Here is a 14,681-nt window from a genome sequence, read left to right on the forward strand (position 1 = left end):
ACGCACACTATATTAGTGAGTCAGCATATAAAGCTGTCTAAGTTTTTGAATCTCAAAGACTTAGCTATCCCGCAATCCGTTATTCGAGCGAATCGGATGAGCTCCTCCCGTTATCCTGATTATCTGGAAAAAATGATGAACACACCTGTACGCTTTATTCTAGCACTCGTCGTCGCCGTTATCGTTGGCTGCGGCTTCATGGTCTATGACAAGTCCCGCGGCGCCGAGTGGGTCGTTTCTCCGCAACAAATCGAGCAAGCCAAAGCTGACGGCAAAACTGGCGTCGAAAGCCGCCCCGGCACGATAACTGTACTTCCGATCCGCAGCGAGACGGCCGACGCACTTCCGTTCAAATGGGCCATGTATGGCCTTGTCGCAGGTCTTTTCGTCCTCGTCGCGACACGCAAGCGCAAAAACGCCTGATCATTTTTTGATCATATATTCTGAAAGCCCGGTTGCATCATCGACCGGGCTTTCATTTTCAATATATTCCGTTGCCCGACGTCGGGCTAACAGCTACTTTGCCGCCGTTATGAAAAGGACTTCAGGCGGCATGGCCGAAACGATTTTTTCCCGCATTCAGGCAAGTCGCACGGCAGACGATGTCGTGTACCAGATCGAAACGCTGATTCTTGAAGGTGTTCTGCGTGGCGGCGATCGTCTTCCTGGCGAGCGTGAGCTGGCGCGCCAGTTCGATATATCCCGCCCGATATTGCGCGATGCTCTCAAAAGACTCGAGACTGCCGAGCTCCTGATTTCCCGGCATGGCGGCGGTACCTTCGTCGCTGATGTGATCGGACAGGTATTTAGCGCCCCAGTAGTCAGGCTTTTCGCCGATCACCGAAAGGCGACAGCAGATTACCTCGAATATCGCCGAGAAATTGAAAGCATAGCTGCCGAATATGCAGCACTTCGAGCCACGCCCGCTGACAAGGCGCTTCTGACCGAAATTATGGAGGCTATGGAAAGAGCTCATGGTGTCAGTGACTTCGACACAGAAGCGCGCCTCGACGTGGAATTGCACAATGCTATTGGTGAAGCGGCACACAACATTGTTCTGCTGCACACCCTACGGTCTTGCTATCAACTGCTTAAGGATGGCGTTTTTTACAACCGAAGCCTTATCTACAGCTATCCCGGGGTCGCTGACATGTTCCTGTCTCAACATCGCGCCATTTACGATGCCGTCATGGCTGGCAATCCGCAGGCGGCCCGCGAAGCGGTTCAGAAACACATCCGTTTCGTGGAGCAAGCCACACATGATCGCGAGTTGCACGAAGAGCGCGAACGTGTTGCGCGTCTGCGCTACCGGCAGCGGGCGGGCGTTAATTCAGGCAAAGACATGAAGGAGATTAGCGACGAATGAGTGTGGTTTTCAAGGATGCGAAAGGACCGGACGGTATCCGCCTTTATGCCATTGGGGACGTGCATGGCCGCCTTGATCTGTTGCGTGACATGCATGGACTGATCCGTACCGACCTTGACCAGCGCCCCGCTCACGACTGGCGTATCATTCACCTTGGCGATTATATAGATCGCGGACCAAGCTCAAAGGAAGTGTTGGACTTCCTGATTGATGCTGCACGTCGGGATGAACGTGTAATTTCCCTGCTCGGCAATCACGATGACGGTTTTCTCACCTATCTCGCGACGGGAGATGTAGCAGGGATATTCGCACTGCATGGCGGCGTCGACACCGCTCGGTCCTACGGAGCAGAGATTGATTTTTCTGACGCTGATTCAGCGCGCGAGGGTCATAAGACCCTAGTGCAAACCGTACCGCAAGAGCATATCGATTTTATTCGGGCCATGCCGCGCTCGGTCGCGTTCGGCGAATTTTTCTTCTGTCATGCAGGAATAAACCCCACAGTGCCGCTAGATGCCCAAGATCCAGAAGAACTGATCTGGATTCGCACAGTTTTTCTCAAATGGACAGCTCCCTTCGAAAAGGTCGTCATCCATGGACATACGCCGCAAAACGCGGTCGACATTCAGTGCAACAGGGTCAACCTCGATACATATGCTTGGAAAAGTGGACGACTTTCAAGCATCGTAATAGATGGTTCGGAGAAGCGTTTTATCGAAGTGAGGTAATATGCTTAGTGTGCGCTGGAAATTCCGTAGCCATCGGTCGACATCGCATTGTTGCCCGCATCAACGGTGAATATCCCGACCGCCATGAACACAATTGCGGAAACCATCAGAACGGTAAGAAGAGCGGCATGCTTGGCGGTCATATTCGGAAACTCTTTCGACTGGGGCCGGACAAAACTCGTTAGACGAGCCGCCACTTGGGAGCATGACAATCAGCCCTGCTCATTCAGTTGCTGCCCGGAGAGACGGCGTTCAGTTACACCCGAAAAAAGTTACCCGCAACTGAACGGTTCCTGCCAGCTCACCGCTTTTTCTATGAAAAATAGAATTGGCTGTGCTCTGTGGCAAAGCCGCAACGCAAGAGCTCGGCTTTAGGTCAAGACGCGGTTATCAAGACTCTAGATTTGAGCTACCCAAGCCCTTGCTAATGCAGCACCTGCCGCATCCGCTTGCATTCCAAACTTCCTTGCAAGCACTGGATACTGTACTGCCCAGTCCGGGGCGAAACCTGCAATCAGATTGTTTAGCTGATCATTCCACTCAGTCACGAGTTGCGTGTTCGCCTCAAAATGAAACTGCGTACCATAAACTGCTCGCCCAATACGATAGGCCTGATGAGGCGTCATATCACTCGTCGCCATATGCAATGCGTCCTTCGGAAGCGAAAACGTATCGCGGTGCCAATGAAAGATTGGGAACGCATCTCCTGCGGCGGACAGTACCGGGTCGCTTCTGCCTTCTTCAGTAAGCCGAACCTCGTGCCAGCCGAACTCCATGGGCCTATCGAGAATATTCTGGCCACCATAGGCACGCGCTATGAGTTGACTGCCCAGACAAATACCGAGAACAGCCTTATCGCCGTCGCCGAACCGGCATATGAGATCTAACAAATGCGGGAAATAGGGGCATTCAGCATCGGCGAGCGCATTCTGCTCACCCCCGAGCACGATCAAGGCTTGGTATCCATCATCGTCGGCAGGCAATGCATCGCCACAGTATGGATGACGCAGATCGATCGAGAAACCAGAATCTGCCAGAATGGGTTCGATTTGTCCCAATCCGGACCCTTCGTAGTTCTGAACGACCAGCACTGCCATGAAAAATCCCCAACACCTTTTTATCTTTGCTAGCATGGAAAAGGCGCGAACGACAGCAGGCCCTTAAATCAGTGCACCACCGATACGCTGACCGTTCGCCCGGCAACGAGGTGGACATTATCCGGCACATCATCAAGTTTCACGCGCACCGGCACACGTTGTGCCAGTCGCACCCAATTGAAGGTCGGTGAAACATTTGCCAGCAAGCTGGAAGTATCGCTACGCTCTCGATCTTCAATTCCTCCGGCAATACCCTCGACTTTTCCTTTGAGTTGTAATTTGCTGCCCATTATATCGACCACCACCGGATCACCGATCTGGATACGCTCGAGCTTGTTCTCTTCAAAGTAGCCGGATACGTAGAACGAGTCCGTATCTACGAGGGCCGTCACTGCCGATCCGGCAGAAACATAGTCACCCGGCTGCAGCGAGAAGTTAGTAATCACTCCGTTGACGGGCGCTTTTACCGAAGATCGGTCGAGATTGAGTATCGCAAGGTCACGATCCAATTGCGCCTGACGATAGGAAGCCTCCGCTTGCTGGGCCGTCGTTTCGATCTGCTCGAGTTTCCGGCGCGTTACGGTCGTGTCGTTGAGCTGTCGGTAGCGGACCAGATCACGGTTTGCCATGTCGAGTGCCGCCTTACTGCTATCAACCTTTGCTTCCGCTGTCTGCAGGGCGAGCTTGTACCGTGCTTGATCGATACGGAAGATAACGTCGCCCTGACGAACGCTCTCATTATCATGGACGAGCACTTCCCCAACCAGACCCGAAACGTCCGGCGCAACACGCACCACATCGGCGCGAATTTTGCCGTCACGCGTCCACGGCGCATTCATGTAATAGTCCCACAAATGCCAACCAAGGAACCCCGCCATAGTGACCATAACAGCGGTTACAAAGATACGGCCTGAATGTGCAACGAGCTTTTTCATAGTGGTATTCCGTTGAGAATGACGGCAGTAACGCCGAGAATGCAAAAATACATCGCAGCATCGAACAGAGGCCGATGCCATACGAAACGATAGAAGCGTGCGCGCGCCAAAAGGCGCTGCATGAGCGAATTTATGAAATAGGCACCAAGTGCCAGCACGCCGAGGGTCGGAATGTAAATTCCGTAGATGTCGAATTCAGGTTGCATCACAAATCACATCGTTCTTCTAAGCTGCCTGTGGGACTTCCATCAGCGGACGCGGCGGCAGGGCGAAAGGTGGACTCTTCGGGAAAAGATTGAAGCGAAGAGCAACCAGCGCCATTCGCGTACGCTTAGTTATTGCAGGCGATCCGCTCTCGATAATGATCGTGATTGCAGTATCGATGGAAGCAAGCAGATTTCGGTCGATATCGCTTGTCTCCTGCGGTTTGTTAGCCAGGGTACGATAATGCGCCCCGACCCCGTCCAGCACTTCATCGACAGCCGACCTACAGTTTTCAGGCAGTTTGGAGCGATACTGCTGGAGATCGATCGTATTCATACCGTTTCGCAGATCGCGCAGCAGGTCGACTTTAGCCAAGTCTGCCGCCGGGACCAATGCCAAGCGGGGCGTCATCATGCCTATACGGTCGATCATCCGAAGCAATAGCCGGTTCATGCGCTGACGGCGGTGGCGCCCCGGACTCCGTTCGGCAGCAAGTGCAATATCGTTCCAGCCTGCCTTGATCAGACGGCGTACACTCCATTCCGCACCCACTGATCGAACAATGGAGGTTACCACGGCGGCAATCACTATGCCTAAAATCGTGGCCAGATTGGCATTGGCAAAACTGACGAAGTCATGTGTCAGATGCCCCTGCAACATGAGCATGTTCGGTAAGTTCACGCAGAGCACCATGCCCAGCAGAAATTGTGAAGGAACGGCGAGCAACAGGCCAGCCGGGATAAGGAACAGCCCTAGCACCAGAATGAGCGGAAAGAATCCGTCCACCAGTGGTAACAACGCAAACTCAAATATGAAGGCCGCGACGATGACAATCAAAAGCAACCAGTTGAACTTGCGCATTACCGGCACTGGATCATCCATGGTGGCAAAAATGCAGCAGAAGATGCCGGCCATCATGGCTGCGACACTGCCCTGAGACCAGCCGCTCGCAATCCAAAATGCGGTTGCAATGCATGTAGCCAGAAAGGCTGAAAATCCAGACAGAAGCGCCATGCCGTAGTCACGGTGCATCGGACGCGCTTTCAGGTGCGCGTCGTAGCGACGCCACCGCAGTGCATGCTGTGAACCGGACACAATGTCCTGACGCAACGTGATGCAATCGCTCCATATCTGGACAAGATCACGAACACGAGCAGCCACGTTGAAAGGCAGCAATTCGCCCCAAGTTGTTGCGCCCTTCCCCTCCTGCTCAATTTCTTCCATAAACTGCAACAGAACAGCGCGGCGTTCGTCTGTCAGACTTTCACCACTTTCGATCCAATCACAGGTCTCATCCAATAGCTTCTGCACTGCCGGGGGCCAGGGCGTTTCACGCTCATCTGGCTGAAGCTCCAACACATCATGCAGGCTCGATATTATCGGAAGAACAGCCACCATGCGCTGCCGCAACACGTGAAGCAGCCTACCAACATTTCTGATCGATGACGTGTCATAGGCAACATGCGTGGTCAAATTACGCAGCTCAAGAGCGTCGGTTGCAAGACGCTGACGATCCCGGAGGAATTCGGGAGTAGCCCCCTCCCCCCGCATACTTGCCATTGCCAGCTTCGAACCGTCTCGCAGCCAATTATCGATACGATTGACGAGCACCGGTCCACTGTGGCGCGGGAAAACAAGCCGGTTGACGACAGCGGCGCAAATAATGCCGATTGCGATCTCTTCTACACGACCCACTGCGTAGTCGAATGTCGTTTCAGGCACAGAAACAACGGCAAAACTTGCTATTGCCACCGTATAACCAGCCAGCATGAACAAGTAGCTGCGCGGCGTACCGTCGAGCAGACTGATTGCAAGGCAGAGGCCCATCCAGAGACCGATCGCCAATGTCAGAATCTCAGGCGAGTTGACAAAATGCGGAACAAACAGGACGGTCACTGTCCCGCCAATAATGGTACCGATCAGACGGTAAAAGCCCTTTGATGTGGTCGCCCCTGAAAGCGGATGTGCAACGATGTAGACCGCTGCAATGGACCAGTAGGGATTAGGCAGATTAGCCATCAAGCCGATCCACAGGGCAAGCATAGCCGCAGCGAAAGTCTTCAGTGAAAAGACTACGTCCCAGAATTTCGGGGTTGTTTCGGCTGGTTTCATCATGACTTGTAGGGTACCGGTCTAACGCATTGCGTCTTTCCAGTCAGAAGGCCGATCAGAAAGACTAGGTTTGAAATTTCTCATTCAGCTTGCGCAACAATTCCATGGCTACATCGACCGCATCAGAATCGAAATCGCCAAGGAAAAGAGCACGAAGGCGGGCGGCAGACTTTTCCACCTGGGTGGCAAGAGCGCGACCGTCCTCTGTCAGTTGGATAAGTTTAACGCGACGATCAGCATCGTCGACAACGCGCTGGATCAGGCCGTCCCTTTCCAGCTCATCGACAACCCGGACAATTGTTGCCCCCTCGATACCGACCCGTTCGGCCAGCATACCTTGAGGGATGCGATCTCCATGCCGCAACAGGGTCATCAGCGGTATAGCTTTCGCGTCGGAAAGACCATGTTCCGCCATCGCTGCATCGAAAGCTTTCCGCCATCCTCTGGCAACGCTTGCAAGAAGCGGTGCAAATTCAACCCACGTTTGCTTCATCACATCAATTCCATTCAAATAGATAGCTTCATATCTATATGAATACAATCTAATTAAATGCAACAGACATGATCTCCCATCAATTGTTTGTGTAGTAGCGCTAATAAATCATCTTTTAATGTATCACCAAAGCGCTTGACCATCGCCCCTGCCCTCTGCCATCGATGCTGGCATGCGCGCAAATTACAAAATGCAGAGACTATACGTTGAAAGCGGCCTCGCAGAAGGCGACCAGATAGAGGTCACCCCGCAGTCCGCACATTATCTTACGCATGTCCTGCGGTTGAAGGACGCCGATGAAATTCTCGCGTTTAATGGACGCGACGGCGAATGGAAGTCTCGGCTGAAGCCCGAGGGGAAAAAACGACTTTTCCTGGTGCCCTTTGAACAGACACGTCAGCAACCTTTACCGAGCGACTTGATCTACTGCTTCGCTCCACTGAAGCAGGGGCGGCTGGACTATATGGTGCAAAAGGCCGTAGAAATGGGCGCAGGTATTCTACAGCCGGTCATCACTCAGCACACTCAGGTACCCAAACTCGGCACTGATCGCATTAGGACCAACGCGATAGAAGCTGCCGAACAGTGCGGCGTGCTCGCGATACCCGAATGTTGCGACGCAATTCGCTTTGACCGCTTTATCGCCCAATGGGACCAAACCCGACATCTGATCTTCTGCGATGAAGGATACGAATCGGACAATCCGTTGACCATCTTGCAGAAAATAGCGCCCGGCCCTGTCGCGCTGTTGATCGGCCCGGAGGGAGGGTTTTCGGAAGAAGAACGTCAAACGCTTCGGAAACTGCCCTTCGTGACAGCTATTCCGCTCGGCCCTCGAATCCTACGTGCCGACACGGCTGCCGTCGCTGCAATGGCTCTGGTACAGTCTGTACTCGGAGACTGGCGGAATGACGGATGACATTATCGAAATCTGATGTTCAATGGAATTGACTTGCGCGGTTTGACAAATTTGTCCAATCACGCTGAAAAGCGAAAAATCGACTAGGGATAGACTGCATGGCGCGCGATACGACTGATGAAACGGCACTGACGGGCGTTGAACAATTGGCGGGCTATCTGGCTGTTGGATGCAAGCCAAAGGATGCCTGGCGCATCGGCACTGAGCACGAAAAATTTCCTTTCTATACTGTCGATAACAGTCCTGTTCCTTATGAAGGCCGACGCGGCATCAAAGCTATCCTTGAAGGGATGCAGGCAACGCTTGGCTGGGAGCCTATTATCGATGAAGGCAATATCATCGGTCTGGTGGAGCCGACTGGACAAGGTGCCATTTCGCTGGAGCCCGGCGGTCAGTTTGAACTCTCCGGGGCACCGCTTTCAACTATTCATCAAACATGCCGTGAAGTGAACGCACATCTGTCCCAGGTCCGCGAAATAGCAGAACCTCTGGGCATTCGCTTTCTAGGTGTCGGCGGCAGCCCGAAATGGACCTTGGCCGAAACACCTGTTATGCCGAAGTCACGCTATAAGATCATGACAAACTACATGCCTAAAGTCGGGCATGAAGGTCTGGACATGATGTACCGTACTTCGACCATCCAGGTTAATCTGGACTTCAGTTCGGAACGCGATATGCGCCGCAAGATGCAGGTTTCGATGAAGCTGCAATCCGTGGCTACTGCACTTTTCGCCAGCTCTCCATTCACCGAAGGCAGGCCGAACCAACTCTTATCGTGGCGTTCGAATATTTGGCGCGATACTGACAACCAGCGTTCGGGTGTTCTGCCTTTCGTCTTCTCAGAGAATTTCGGCTTTGCTGACTATGCCGAATGGGCGCTTGATATACCCATGTATTTCATCCTGCGCGACGGCCATTATCACGACTGTACGCATGTCACATTCCGCCAGTTCATGAACGGAGCACTCAAGGGCGAGGTAAGCGATCCGGTTCCCAACATGGGCGATTGGACCAATCACCTTTCGACGCTGTTCCCCGAAGTGCGTTTGAAGCGGTTCCTCGAAATGCGAGGCGCGGACGGAGGCCCGTGGCGCCGCATATGTGCACTTCCAGCCTATTGGGTGGGCCTACTCTATGACGAAGAGGCTTTGACTGCTGCCGAGCTTCTCACCAAGGATTGGACCTATGAAGAGGTACTTGCACTTCGCAACGAAGTTCCTGTGAAGGCTTTGAGCACCATGTTCCGCGGCAAGCCGCTGGAACAGGTCGCTCGCGAGACTTTGAAAATCTCCCGCCTAGGCCTTTTGAACCGCAACAAGTTGAACAGCGAAGGCCACGACGAAACGCATTTTCTCGCACCGCTTGAGGAAATCGTCGCGGCGGGTGTTACGGACGCAGAGCGCATGCTGAAGGCCTATAACAGCGTGTGGGCAGGGTCGGTCGATCCGATCTTTCTCGAATATGCTTACTGAGCATTGAGCCGCGACACATCCAATTAAAAAGGGCGCGTTTCGCGCCCTTTTTGCTTAGCTCGTCGTCTGCTGACCTTTGCTTGGATCCGGTATCACGACAATCGTGCTCCCGTCGCGCACATTGTTGTAAAGATCGATCACATCCTGATTGAGCATGCGGATACATCCCGACGAAACGGCTTTGCCGATGCTCCAAGCTTCCGGCGATCCGTGAATGCGATAGAGCGTATCGCGCCCATCCTTGTGAATGTACATCGCTCGTGCACCAAGCGGGTTCTTCAAACCGGGAGGCATCCCACCATTGGCGATGCTGTAAGGCTCCAGCGCGGGTTGACGTGCGACCATCTCATCTGGCGGCGTCCAGCGAGGCCATTGGCGCTTATAGGCGATTTTCGCGCGCCCGGCCCAAGCAAATCCATCACGCCCAACACCAATGCCGTAGCGCATGGCCCGCCCGTTGCCGAGAACATGATAAAGATACTTGTTCGGCGTATCGACGATAACAGTGCCCTTGACTTCGTTGGTAGGATAATCAACTTCCTGTCGCCAGAACTTTGGGTCGACCTTACTCGTATCCACCGCCGGGATCGGGAACTGTTCGTCCGGTACGGCTTGATACATCAGAGGCACAGGTCGCGACGGCGCAAGCTCGGCCATTTTTTTAACTGGTTGGGGTGGCTGCTGCGCCGTAGAAACACAGCCCGACAAAGCAACCGCGCTGACACCTATAAGAAAGCCACGACGGCTGAAAGCAGCCTTCGTAAAGCCATTTGTGAGGTCGTCCTGGTTTTTTTTACGCAACATCCTGAATCTCTAACAATGACAGATGCGCGAGAAAGAGACGTGCAAGCTTAAGCCAGCCTTAAGGCCAGACAGCCTCGGCAGAACGCCGAAGAACTCAGCGGCTGACTGTTGCTAAAATAACGATCCCTGATTGCCGGAGCCGGGGGCGTGAGCCTTCTTTGTTTGTACAGACTTCGTGCGCTCGCCCGCGTTCTCCTCACGTGCAACAACAGCAACGTCACCATCGCGAAACCGAATGGCTAAAGGATCGCCAGCCGATATGGAATCGGCCTGCTTCACCGGCTGCCCTGCTGCATCAAAGACAATCGCAAAGCCGCGATCGAGAACGCTTTCATAGGAAAGCGTGCGCATGAGGCGATCCAATTCCTGCCCGCGGCCTTTGGCTTTCTCTATTAGAAGCCGCACGGCTTGGTCACGACGACGATCCAGCTGTTCCATTGCAACGGTCGCAAGCCGTGTTCGCCGCAATATCGGCGCTCCCGAAAGACGATTTGCCCTATGAATGAACGCCGTTCTTCGTTCGCGCAGGAATGCCTCAAGGGCGCGAGGCAATCGTTGCCCAAGAACGGAAACACCACGCTCCAGTTCCGCAAAACGGCGCTGAAGGAGGCGCGGCGATAACTGTCGCACATGGCCATCAAAGTGGACCCGCTTTTTCTGCGTATTGACGACCAGCGCCCGTGTGAGGCGCAAGGCCGCCTCATCGAAACGCCGGCGCGGCAAAGCCAGTAACTGGTCAGCCGACGGAAGAGCACGTCCGGCTGAACGGTACTCCTGCCGTTTCAGATCGATAAAGCGAGACATGGCCGATGACAGCCGTGCGGATTGCCCCGCCAGCGCTGCCAGCAGGTCTGCCTTTACAGGCACCGCCATTTCGGCCGCCCCTGTTGGAGTGGGAGCACGAATATCGGCCGCAAGATCGATCAGAGTCCAGTCGGTTTCGTGGCCGACCGCTGAAATTACTGGTATATGCGATGCAGCAACAGCACGAACGAGGATCTCATCATTGAAGCCCCACAGGTCTTCCAGACTGCCACCGCCACGGGCCACGATCACCACATCCGGCCTCGGAATAGGACCGCCTTCGGGCAAAGCATTGAAGCCGTCAACTGCGGCAGCCACCTCCGGCCCGCTTGTCTCGCCCTGTACACGCACGGGCCAGACAATGACATGCATCGGGTAGCGGTCTGCGATCCGGTGAATGATATCACGAATAACCGCGCCGGTCGGAGAGGTCACCACCCCAATTACACGAGGCATAAAAGGGAGAAGTTGCTTTACGGCAGGATCGAACAGGCCTTCCGCAGCCAGCCGCCGCTTACGCTCCTCCAGAAGCGCCATGAGTGCGCCCGCACCGGCAGGTTCCATCTGCTCGATGACGATCTGATATTTCGATGAGCCCGGATAGGTTGTGAGTTTGCCGGTAGCAATCACTTCCATTCCTTCTTCAGGACGAAAGCGAAGGCGGCTCATCGAGCCCCGCCAGATTACGGCTTCAAGGCGTGCGCGGTCATCCTTCAGTGCGAAATAGGCGTGCCCCGACGAATGCGGACCTCTATAGCCGGAAATTTCGCCGCGCACGCGCACGTGCCCGAACGTATCCTCGACCGTACGCTTCAATGCGCCGGAAATCTCGGAAACGCTGTACTCGGCAACATTGGACGATGCGCCGGTAAAACTCGAATCGGAACCCATGCTCATCCCATCATAGGCAATCAGGTAGCACGGCGGGTCAAGAAGCCATGCGGCGATTTACTGTCTCATCACCAGCCTGGCAGCAATTCGTTGGCTCGCACCCTCCTTGTACGAACAGCAGGGAATGGCGACATCTCCGCCGAAACCATCGCGCCGGGCTGCGGTGACGATATATTATCTAGACTTTCGATAATATGCTGCGCAAGTGCATCGACGACAGCATTCTGTTTTGTATGGCCGCGCATGATACCGATGCCAAACTCCGGCAGCCTTCCAAACCCTTCTGCTTCGCCAAGGACCCGCATACCGGGGCGCAGCGCACATTCCGGAAGAACAGAGACCGCAAGACCCGAGAGAACTGCCGCAGCAAGAACAGTCGCTGACCAGCTAGTGATGATGATACGATAATCGCGTGTTGCAGCTTCCAGCACATCAATGGCTGCATGACGCCAGATACAGGTTGGGCGTCCAACAGCAAGCGGCAGGACAGCCTCTTCGTGCACCGCATGATTGGAAGACGTCACCCAAAGCAACGGCTCCGTTCGAACAACTTCCGAGCGACGTTTGTCATCGCATTGAGTGACGAGGGCGATATCCAGTGTTCCGCGGCGGATCATCTCGTCCAGATTGACTGTCGGTTCACATACGACCGATAATTCAACGCGCGGGTTTGATCGTGCAAACCGCGCCATGATTTCCGGCAAAAATCGGTCTGCATAATCGTCAGGCGTGCCTATACGCACATGACCTTCCAGTTGTGTGTCATCGAACGCAGCGATGGTCTCACCGTTAAGCTGCATCATGCGACGCGCATAAAGCAAGAGCCGCTCTCCCTCTTCGGTAAGACGGTTGGTCCGTCCATCACGTTCAAATAGAGGCTTGCCGATGCGTTCTTCCAGTCGGCGCATCTGCATGGAGACAGCGGATTGAGTTTTGAAAACGGCATCCGCAGCACGCGTAAAACTGCCCATATCCGCAATGGCTATGAAGGTCTGCAACTGATCGAGATCGAGGGGCGTGCTCATCGGCGTCATCCATCACTATTATTGAAGAATAACATTAAAAACATTCGTTGGAACAATCAATTCGATTGTTGGATAACACCGCCATCGTAAAGGAAAAGGAGCCGCGAAAGCGAATGACCCTAACGATAAGGATCACTTAGGCCCGCCGAATCAAAGGAGAGCGGACATGACAGCGACAAGCAAGATAACGACAACGCATTTACCGAAAATGAGCGGAGAGACATCCAGACTCGTACAGATGGTAAAGACCGTACTTACGTCGTTCAAGCGTCGCTGGACGTTGTCCAACGGTCGACGGCAAGTACTGAACCTGAGCAGCTTTGACGACCATATGCTGCACGATATTGGACTTCGCCGTGAAGATATTTACGCGGCGACCCATTATCGAGGCGCGGCGGACCCCACACAGGTTCTGAGTGAACTGGCAGATGCCCGGTTACGGATCACAACTACACGGCTGATCTGCTAAACGAACATCTCATGTGGGTTCGGCAAGGCATAATCTTTTTGCACTTGCAGACAATTCATCTGGCAGGCGCCACCTTCACATACCGGGCCCCCTCCCGGTTAGCCTGCCCCTTGCCCGGCCGCTCTTCCGCTGGCCGGGCTTTTTTAGTTCGATTTCCTAAAACTGTTCCGGTGCACATCAATTTGATGCGACTACCGCTGCTTGAAATCAGCCATAGCTGGATAACTTAAATCGCTATATTTTTTTCGAAGAAAAGTGTTGCGTTCGATGTTTGAGTTCGCTAGATGGAGGCCGTCGCGAATGAGCCAACGCTTTTATCGTGATTGCAGGCTTCCAGTCTGATGGCACTTGCAAATCCCTGCTGGGGGATAGTTTAAGGGTAGAACAGCGGACTCTGACTCCGTTAGTCTTGGTTCGAATCCAGGTCCCCCAGCCATTCATTTTGCCTGTGCGAGACGGAAGCGAGTTTCCAAGTAATATTGTTTATTTTTCAATGGCTTGCAAGGCTCGTAGTTTCACTGAGACCGCAGCTGCTGCTGGGTTAAACAGGCTTTTGCCAGGAAGTCTCAGTTTGCCAGTTTGGCCCTGATAGTTTGCCGGAAGCGACGGCAGCCGGATTGATGTTGACCGCCGGACGTGTCCGATTCTTTCTTTGGAACAAAGCAACCCGGCTCGCCGTTTCGGCTGCCGGGTTTGTCATGGCACAGCGTATTGCTCCGTACTTTTTGTTCGATAGGTTGCAATAAGGCTGGCTCTATTAGAGACTTGCTATGATGCGGCGCTGCTCCCGCCAATCGAGAGGGATCGGGTTGCGCTGCAGCCACTCCGATGTCAGCCCGACCGGTTGCTCGCCCTGGACGATCGCTTTCACAATATCGGGTGCAAGGAATGCAAGGCCGATGATCTGAAGGATGCGGCGTTTGGATAGTTTCTGGGTAATAGCGAGCTCATCGAAACTCTGCCCCTGCCGGATTGCTTCATAGCAATGATGTGCCCGCGCAAGATTGGCGAGAAGCGCTGCATCAACGTTTCGCGAGGCCTGTCCGATGATGAGCTTTGTCTCCACGCCACGCCGACGCAGTTGGAAGGGGGTTGCGAGGCGCAGCACCTTCTCGCTGATGCGATTATCGGGAAGACCAAGCATTTCGGCAAGCCGTCCGGCATCAAGCACAATATCAATCACACCCTGACCGAGTGCAGCCTTTTCGATGCAGGCGAGGAATTCGGGCATTGTCGCATCGGATACTGCAGCAATGATCTGATCCAGACGACGGACAAGCGCCTGCGTTTCATCGGCAGTGGCTTCTTGAATCAGATTGGCTGCATGCTGCATCAGATGCTCGCTGACACGGATGGCAAGTT

General features: G+C 54.0%; 16 protein-coding genes and 1 tRNA gene. 7 read left to right on the top strand and 10 right to left on the bottom strand.

Going from position 1 to position 14,681, the window contains the following annotated elements:
• Window positions 1-135: 135 nt before the first annotated feature.
• From FJQ48_RS07705 to FJQ48_RS07715, 3 genes are all read left to right on the top strand, one after another.
• Window positions 136-423 carry a hypothetical protein gene (locus FJQ48_RS07705; RefSeq protein ID WP_139974644.1) on the top strand — a complete coding sequence of 96 codons (288 nt, stop codon included), beginning with the start codon at window positions 136-138 and terminating at the stop codon, window positions 421-423.
• Between the two features lie 130 nt (window positions 424-553).
• Window positions 554-1,366, top strand: coding sequence for an FCD domain-containing protein (locus FJQ48_RS07710; RefSeq protein WP_139974577.1), 813 nt, complete (start codon window positions 554-556; stop codon window positions 1,364-1,366).
• On the top strand, window positions 1,363-2,094 hold the full coding sequence (locus tag FJQ48_RS07715) for a metallophosphoesterase (RefSeq protein ID WP_139974578.1): 732 nt from the start codon (window positions 1,363-1,365) through the stop codon (window positions 2,092-2,094). The genes FJQ48_RS07710 and FJQ48_RS07715 overlap by 4 nt, the downstream gene beginning before the upstream one ends.
• 5 nt (window positions 2,095-2,099) lie before the next feature.
• Here the strand turns inward: FJQ48_RS07715 and FJQ48_RS22320 are convergent, their stop codons facing one another.
• The 6 genes from FJQ48_RS22320 to FJQ48_RS07740 all read right to left on the bottom strand — a co-directional run bounded on the left by FJQ48_RS22320 (window position 2,100) and on the right by FJQ48_RS07740 (window position 6,935).
• Window positions 2,100-2,237 carry a hypothetical protein gene (locus FJQ48_RS22320; RefSeq protein WP_010660970.1) on the bottom strand — a complete coding sequence of 46 codons (138 nt, stop codon included), beginning with the start codon at window positions 2,235-2,237 and terminating at the stop codon, window positions 2,100-2,102.
• Window positions 2,238-2,492: 255 nt separating this feature from the next.
• Window positions 2,493-3,191 (bottom strand): type 1 glutamine amidotransferase, encoded by a 699-nt coding sequence (locus FJQ48_RS07720; RefSeq protein ID WP_139974579.1) that lies wholly within the window; start codon window positions 3,189-3,191, stop codon window positions 2,493-2,495.
• 68 nt (window positions 3,192-3,259) lie between these two features.
• Entirely contained in the window at window positions 3,260-4,126 is an 867-nt protein-coding gene (locus FJQ48_RS07725) for an HlyD family secretion protein (RefSeq protein ID WP_139974580.1), read from the bottom strand.
• The gene (locus tag FJQ48_RS07730) at window positions 4,123-4,332 is read right to left on the bottom strand and encodes a DUF1656 domain-containing protein (protein ID WP_139974581.1); all 210 of its coding nucleotides are present in this window, start codon (window positions 4,330-4,332) and stop codon (window positions 4,123-4,125) included. Before FJQ48_RS07730 ends, FJQ48_RS07725 begins: the two co-directional genes overlap by 4 nt.
• Before the next feature lie 19 nt (window positions 4,333-4,351).
• Window positions 4,352-6,445 carry an FUSC family protein gene (locus FJQ48_RS07735; RefSeq protein WP_139974582.1) on the bottom strand — a complete coding sequence of 698 codons (2,094 nt, stop codon included), beginning with the start codon at window positions 6,443-6,445 and terminating at the stop codon, window positions 4,352-4,354.
• Window positions 6,446-6,506: 61 nt separating this feature from the next.
• Window positions 6,507-6,935: a MarR family transcriptional regulator gene (locus FJQ48_RS07740; protein WP_139974583.1), complete on the bottom strand. Its 429-nt coding sequence runs from the start codon at window positions 6,933-6,935 to the stop codon at window positions 6,507-6,509.
• Window positions 6,936-7,107: 172 nt separating this feature from the next.
• Between FJQ48_RS07740 and FJQ48_RS07745 the strand changes: the two genes are divergently transcribed.
• Window positions 7,108-7,854 (top strand): 16S rRNA (uracil(1498)-N(3))-methyltransferase, encoded by a 747-nt coding sequence (locus FJQ48_RS07745; RefSeq protein WP_139974584.1) that lies wholly within the window; start codon window positions 7,108-7,110, stop codon window positions 7,852-7,854.
• Window positions 7,855-7,952: 98 nt separating this feature from the next.
• On the top strand, window positions 7,953-9,326 hold the full coding sequence (locus tag FJQ48_RS07750; protein ID WP_139974585.1) for a glutamate--cysteine ligase: 1,374 nt from the start codon (window positions 7,953-7,955) through the stop codon (window positions 9,324-9,326).
• A gap of 54 nt (window positions 9,327-9,380) precedes the next feature.
• Here the strand turns inward: FJQ48_RS07750 and FJQ48_RS07755 are convergent, their stop codons facing one another.
• The 3 genes from FJQ48_RS07755 to FJQ48_RS07765 form a co-directional block, all read right to left on the bottom strand.
• A complete protein-coding gene (locus FJQ48_RS07755) occupies window positions 9,381-10,130 on the bottom strand; it encodes a L,D-transpeptidase (protein WP_139974586.1) in 750 nt (249 codons plus the stop codon).
• Between the two features lie 111 nt (window positions 10,131-10,241).
• A complete protein-coding gene (gene xseA, locus FJQ48_RS07760) occupies window positions 10,242-11,825 on the bottom strand; it encodes an exodeoxyribonuclease VII large subunit (protein ID WP_139974587.1) in 1,584 nt (527 codons plus the stop codon).
• Between the two features lie 68 nt (window positions 11,826-11,893).
• The gene (locus tag FJQ48_RS07765) at window positions 11,894-12,850 is read right to left on the bottom strand and encodes a LysR substrate-binding domain-containing protein (RefSeq protein WP_139974588.1); all 957 of its coding nucleotides are present in this window, start codon (window positions 12,848-12,850) and stop codon (window positions 11,894-11,896) included.
• 166 nt (window positions 12,851-13,016) lie between these two features.
• On the opposite strand from FJQ48_RS07765, the gene FJQ48_RS07770 reads away from it, so the two are divergent.
• Both FJQ48_RS07770 and FJQ48_RS07780 read left to right on the top strand, forming a co-directional pair.
• On the top strand, window positions 13,017-13,319 hold the full coding sequence (locus tag FJQ48_RS07770; protein WP_139974589.1) for a DUF1127 domain-containing protein: 303 nt from the start codon (window positions 13,017-13,019) through the stop codon (window positions 13,317-13,319).
• A gap of 362 nt (window positions 13,320-13,681) precedes the next feature.
• Window positions 13,682-13,755, top strand: a tRNA-Gln gene (locus FJQ48_RS07780).
• Between the two features lie 321 nt (window positions 13,756-14,076).
• On the opposite strand, the gene FJQ48_RS22680 is transcribed toward FJQ48_RS07780, so the two are convergent.
• The gene (locus tag FJQ48_RS22680; RefSeq protein ID WP_247870321.1) at window positions 14,077-14,652 is read right to left on the bottom strand and encodes a hypothetical protein; all 576 of its coding nucleotides are present in this window, start codon (window positions 14,650-14,652) and stop codon (window positions 14,077-14,079) included.
• Between the last annotated feature and the right edge of the window lie 29 nt (window positions 14,653-14,681).

The sequence above is a fragment of the Ochrobactrum sp. CGA5 genome (assembly GCF_006345815.1).
Taxonomy (GTDB): Bacteria; Pseudomonadota; Alphaproteobacteria; order Rhizobiales; family Rhizobiaceae; genus Brucella.

Excerpts from the sequence above, each read along its gene's own strand:
- FJQ48_RS07705 (WP_139974644.1), top strand. The coding sequence starts at position 136 with ATGAACACACCTGTACGCTTTATTCTAGCACTCGTCGTCGCCGTTATC.
- FJQ48_RS07710 (WP_139974577.1), top strand. The coding sequence starts at position 554 with ATGGCCGAAACGATTTTTTCCCGCATTCAGGCAAGTCGCACGGCAGAC.
- FJQ48_RS07715 (WP_139974578.1), top strand. The coding sequence starts at position 1,363 with ATGAGTGTGGTTTTCAAGGATGCGAAAGGACCGGACGGTATCCGCCTT.
- FJQ48_RS22320 (WP_010660970.1), bottom strand. The coding sequence starts at position 2,237 with ATGACCGCCAAGCATGCCGCTCTTCTTACCGTTCTGATGGTTTCCGCA.
- FJQ48_RS07720 (WP_139974579.1), bottom strand. The coding sequence starts at position 3,191 with ATGGCAGTGCTGGTCGTTCAGAACTACGAAGGGTCCGGATTGGGACAA.
- FJQ48_RS07725 (WP_139974580.1), bottom strand. The coding sequence starts at position 4,126 with ATGAAAAAGCTCGTTGCACATTCAGGCCGTATCTTTGTAACCGCTGTT.
- FJQ48_RS07730 (WP_139974581.1), bottom strand. The coding sequence starts at position 4,332 with ATGCAACCTGAATTCGACATCTACGGAATTTACATTCCGACCCTCGGC.
- FJQ48_RS07735 (WP_139974582.1), bottom strand. The coding sequence starts at position 6,445 with ATGATGAAACCAGCCGAAACAACCCCGAAATTCTGGGACGTAGTCTTT.
- FJQ48_RS07740 (WP_139974583.1), bottom strand. The coding sequence starts at position 6,935 with ATGAAGCAAACGTGGGTTGAATTTGCACCGCTTCTTGCAAGCGTTGCC.
- FJQ48_RS07745 (WP_139974584.1), top strand. The coding sequence starts at position 7,108 with ATGCGCGCAAATTACAAAATGCAGAGACTATACGTTGAAAGCGGCCTC.
- FJQ48_RS07750 (WP_139974585.1), top strand. The coding sequence starts at position 7,953 with ATGGCGCGCGATACGACTGATGAAACGGCACTGACGGGCGTTGAACAA.
- FJQ48_RS07755 (WP_139974586.1), bottom strand. The coding sequence starts at position 10,130 with ATGTTGCGTAAAAAAAACCAGGACGACCTCACAAATGGCTTTACGAAG.
- xseA (WP_139974587.1), bottom strand. The coding sequence starts at position 11,825 with ATGGGTTCCGATTCGAGTTTTACCGGCGCATCGTCCAATGTTGCCGAG.
- FJQ48_RS07765 (WP_139974588.1), bottom strand. The coding sequence starts at position 12,850 with ATGAGCACGCCCCTCGATCTCGATCAGTTGCAGACCTTCATAGCCATT.
- FJQ48_RS07770 (WP_139974589.1), top strand. The coding sequence starts at position 13,017 with ATGACAGCGACAAGCAAGATAACGACAACGCATTTACCGAAAATGAGC.
- FJQ48_RS22680 (WP_247870321.1), bottom strand. The coding sequence starts at position 14,652 with ATGCAGCATGCAGCCAATCTGATTCAAGAAGCCACTGCCGATGAAACG.